Annotated in this window: 5 protein-coding genes and 3 tRNA genes; 7 read left to right on the top strand and 1 reads right to left on the bottom strand. The window is 74.3% G+C overall.

Features of this window, described 5'->3' with window-relative positions; genetic code table 11:
* The 6 genes from GTW08_RS19510 to GTW08_RS19485 form a co-directional block, all read left to right on the top strand.
* A partial coding sequence (locus GTW08_RS19510) for a GDSL-type esterase/lipase family protein (protein WP_202417423.1) occupies positions 1–974 on the top strand: 974 nt, incomplete at its 5' end.
* Positions 975–1,159: 185 nt separating this feature from the next.
* Positions 1,160–1,378: a hypothetical protein gene (locus GTW08_RS19505; RefSeq protein ID WP_062399816.1), complete on the top strand. Its 219-nt coding sequence runs from the start codon at positions 1,160–1,162 to the stop codon at positions 1,376–1,378.
* Positions 1,379–1,498: 120 nt separating this feature from the next.
* A tRNA-Glu gene (locus GTW08_RS19500) sits at positions 1,499–1,571 on the top strand.
* A 40-nt stretch (positions 1,572–1,611) separates the two neighbouring features.
* A tRNA-Asp gene (locus tag GTW08_RS19495) sits at positions 1,612–1,685 on the top strand.
* A 36-nt stretch (positions 1,686–1,721) separates the two neighbouring features.
* Positions 1,722–1,795, top strand: a tRNA-Phe gene (locus GTW08_RS19490).
* An 83-nt stretch (positions 1,796–1,878) separates the two neighbouring features.
* On the top strand, positions 1,879–2,823 hold the full coding sequence (locus GTW08_RS19485) for an MBL fold metallo-hydrolase (RefSeq protein ID WP_073577894.1): 945 nt from the start codon (positions 1,879–1,881) through the stop codon (positions 2,821–2,823).
* Here the strand turns inward: GTW08_RS19485 and GTW08_RS19480 are convergent.
* A complete protein-coding gene (locus tag GTW08_RS19480) occupies positions 2,807–3,265 on the bottom strand; it encodes a hypothetical protein (protein WP_073577893.1) in 459 nt (152 codons plus the stop codon). The two genes, GTW08_RS19485 and GTW08_RS19480, sit on opposite strands and share 17 nt — an antisense overlap.
* A gap of 158 nt (positions 3,266–3,423) precedes the next feature.
* Between GTW08_RS19480 and GTW08_RS19475 the strand changes: the two genes are divergently transcribed.
* Positions 3,424–3,637, top strand: a 214-nt coding sequence (locus tag GTW08_RS19475; protein ID WP_161152340.1) for a hypothetical protein, incomplete at its 3' end; no start/stop codon positions are given.

The following is a 3,637-nucleotide window of genomic DNA, read 5'->3' as shown; positions in this document are numbered from 1 at the left end:
TGACCGTCGGCACCACCGGCCCGGGCGCCGCGGTGACCCGGCCGGTCCCGCTGACCGTCGGCGGGGCCCCCGTGGCCGACATCCCGGCGGGTGCCGAGACGCTGACCGATCCCGCACCGGTCGCCGCCGCGGTGGGCGCGCCGCTGACGGTGAGCCTGTTCCTGGCCGAGGTGCCGCGCACGATCGGCTCGCACCCGGTCGCGATGCGCACCGCGTGGCTGTCCGGGCCGGGGGACCGCACCGCGGCCCCGGACGCGGCGGGCTTCGACACGACCCTGCAGTCCTGGCCGGTGCTGACCGGTCTGGAGGTCCTGGCGGCCCGCCCGGACGGCGCCGTCCTCGTGATCGGGGACTCCCTCGTCGACGGCGTGGGCTCCACCCCCGGCGGCGACGACCGCTTCCCCGATCAGCTCGCCGCCCGGCTGTCCGCGGCGGGCGGCGACCGGCCGATGACCGTGCTGAACGCGGGACTGTCGCGCAACCAGCTGCTGCAGGACGATCCGCCGGCCGGCGGTGACGCGCCGTCGACCCGCTGGGACGACGACGTGGCCGCCGTTCCCGGCGTGCGCGACGTGGTGCTGCTCGTCGGCACCAACGACCTCGCCGCCGGCGCGGCCGCCGGTGACCTCGTCGCCGGGCTGCAGGGCTTCGCCCAGCGGGCCCGCGCCGCGGGGCTGCGCGTGTTCCTCACCACCATCCCGCCGTCGGCCAGCGGCGGCCGCGCCACCCCGACGGCCGTCGCGGCCCGGGACGAGGTGAACGGCTGGCTCCGTTCGGACGGTCGTCGCTGGGCCGACGGGGTGATCGACGCGGCCGCCGCACTGGGCGACCCGGGTGACCCGCACCGGCTCCGTCCGGATCTGGACTCCGGCGACGGGCTCCACCCGTCGCCCGCCGGGTACCGGGCGCTGGCGGCATCCGTGCCGGTCGGGGAGCTGTCCGGCAGCCCCTGCCGGGTCTCGCCGGATCGCTGAGCCGCACCCGTCCCGCACAGCGCTGGGTGATCGGCCGTCACCCGGGAAGGGGCGTGCGGGGTCCCCGCACGATGGGTAACGTCTTGGTCACGGCCACAGCACGTGGCGGTACCGACGGACACCGGCACGCGGCGCGTCCCACGGACGGGCCCGGAGCAGGTCCTGGCGGCCTACGGGGAGGCCTCGTGACCATCGGCGCGAAGCGCGGCATCGACGACGACACCAGTTCCATTCCGGCGCCGCGGAACGCGGCCGACGCCTTCAAGGTCTCCGACGACCAGGTGCAGCGCGCCCGGCTCGTCGTCGCCCGGAACTCGGACGACTCCGAGGATCTGCGGGAGCTGCTCGACATGCTGGGGCTGATCTCCGGCAACCCGGAACAGCCGCCACCCGTGGCTCGCTGACCTGCGGCGACGCCGGAATCGGGGGGTGGTTGCAGGGCCCCTCGGAGCGGTGTCGTAAGGTTTACTCACTCCCAACGGACAGCCGTTGAGGGAAGGTCGAGGCCCTCGGGCCTGGTCCCAGCCCCCATCGTCTAGCGGCCTAGGACTCCGCCCTTTCAAGGCGGCAGCGCGGGTTCGAATCCCGTTGGGGGTACCGCGAGACACATCGGATACGATGCGTTTCGCGAGAGCAAGGCCCAGTGGCGCAGTTGGTTAGCGCGTCGCCCTGTCACGGCGAAGGTCGCGGGTTCGAGTCCCGTCTGGGTCGCTCCACTCTCTGGATCTCCGGTTCACCGGAGGCCGGGGCCAGGTAGCTCAGTTGGTACGAGCGTCCGCCTGAAAAGCGGAAGGTCGGCGGTTCGACCCCGCCCCTGGCCACAGTCCTGATCCCCCGCAGAGCCGGTCGGTAGCCACCGACCGGCTCTCGTGCGTTTCGGGGTCGGTTCGGTCACGATCGGCCGATGAGCTCCCACCCGCACGACATCACCGTCCCCGGCCCGCCCCGGCTGGAGGAGATCTCCGACGGGCTCTTCGCCTACGTCCAGCCGGACGGCACCTGGTGGATCAACAACGCGGGCCTGCTCGTCGGGCCGCAGGGGGCCGTCGCCGTCGACTCCTGCTCCACCGAGCGCCGGACCCGGGCCTTCGCGGCCGCGATCGGCGAGGTCACCGACCGGCCGGTCCGCACGCTGGTCAACACCCACCACCACGGCGACCACACGTGGGGCAACGCCCTGTTCTCCGGCGCGACGGTCGTCGCACACGAGCGGGCACGCGCGGAGATGATCGCCTTCGGCCCGCCCCGGGACCTGCCGTTCTGGGACCACGGCGACTGGGGCTCGCTCCCGCTGGACCCGCCGTTCCTCACCTTCACCGACCGCGTCGCGCTGCACCTGGGGGACCTGAGGGCCGACGTCCTCCACGTCGGGACGCCCGCCCACACCACCAACGACGTCCTCGTGCACGTACCCGACCGGTCGGTCCTCTACTGCGGGGACCTGGTCTTCCACGGCGGCACGCCGTTCCTGCTGATGGGCTCGGTGACCGGCGCGATCGACGTCCTGGAGCAGGTGGTGCTCCCGCTCGGGGTCGCGACGACGGTGCCCGGCCACGGGCCGGTGTTCCAGGGCGACGGGCCGGTCCGGGACACGATCGACTACCTGCGGTTCGTCCTCGACCTGGCCGAGCGCGCCCGCGACGCCGGTGTCCGCCCGCTGGAGGCCGCCCGCGACACCGACCTCGGCCGGTTCGGCGACTGGCCGGACGTCGAGCGCATCGTCGGGAACCTGCACCGCGCCTACGCCGAGCTCGACGGCGCCGAGCGCGGCGCCCCGATCGACACCATCGCCGCGCTCGCCGAGATGGTCGAGTACAACGGCGGGCGCCCGCTCACCTGCCTGGCGTGAGCACCGGTCGCCGCTCCCGCAGCGCGACGACGGCACCGGCCACCACCAGGACCGTCAGCGCCCCGGCCGCGGCGACGGTGAGCGCGTCCGGGGCGACGAGCGGCTGTCCGCGCAGGGCCTGCCAGGTCAGCAGGGCGAGCAGGCCGGTGTAGCCGTCGGCGGCCGTCGTCATCAGGTCGCGACGCACCCGTGGGTCGGCCGGCCGGGCCACCCGCCCTGCGGCCAGCTCGAACACGATCAGCAGCAGTGGCAGCAGCTGCAGCGCGTACATCCCGACGAAGTGCGGGACGCGCAGGTCACCGCCCAGCGTGCTCCACCCGACCAGCGGCAGGCCCGGGCCGCCGTCGGTGTGCGCCCCGGCGATCCCGCGGAAGTCGGCGAGCTGGTCCGGGCTCGGTGACGTCATCAGGAAGCCGAGCGCCATCCCGGCCAGCGCGAGCACCGCCCCGGCGCGGATCGCGACCGTGCGGGCGGGGTCGAGACGGACGGTGCCACGCGAGGATGTTCCGCATGTCGATACTGTAACTATCGGATATCTGAACTGTCCATATAGCTCCCGTGGAACCGTTCGCGGCCCGCGTCCGTTGTCCACCCGTGTCCGTGATCGTCGACCGAGCCCTGCGTACCGCCGTCACCGTGTTGCCGCGGCGGTGGCGGACCGACCGGCGCTCCGCCCTGGTCGGCCTGACCGCACTGCGTCCGCACCTCGGCGTCGCAGGACTGGGGGTCGCGGGTCTCCTGCGGCTCACCGGGCTGCGCCGCACCGCGACGGCGGTGGGCCTGGCCGGCGCCGCGGCCGCCGCTCCCGCGCTGC

This window comes from Pseudonocardia sp. SID8383 (genome assembly GCF_009864975.1).
Lineage (GTDB): Bacteria > Actinomycetota > Actinomycetes > Mycobacteriales > Pseudonocardiaceae > Pseudonocardia > Pseudonocardia alni.
This window is presented reverse-complemented; position numbering and strand designations above follow the sequence as displayed.

What these genes read in the sequence shown, in the direction of transcription:
- GTW08_RS19485 (WP_073577894.1), top strand. Translation starts at nt 1,879, where the DNA reads ATGAGCTCCCACCCGCACGACATCACCGTCCCCGGCCCGCCCCGGCTG.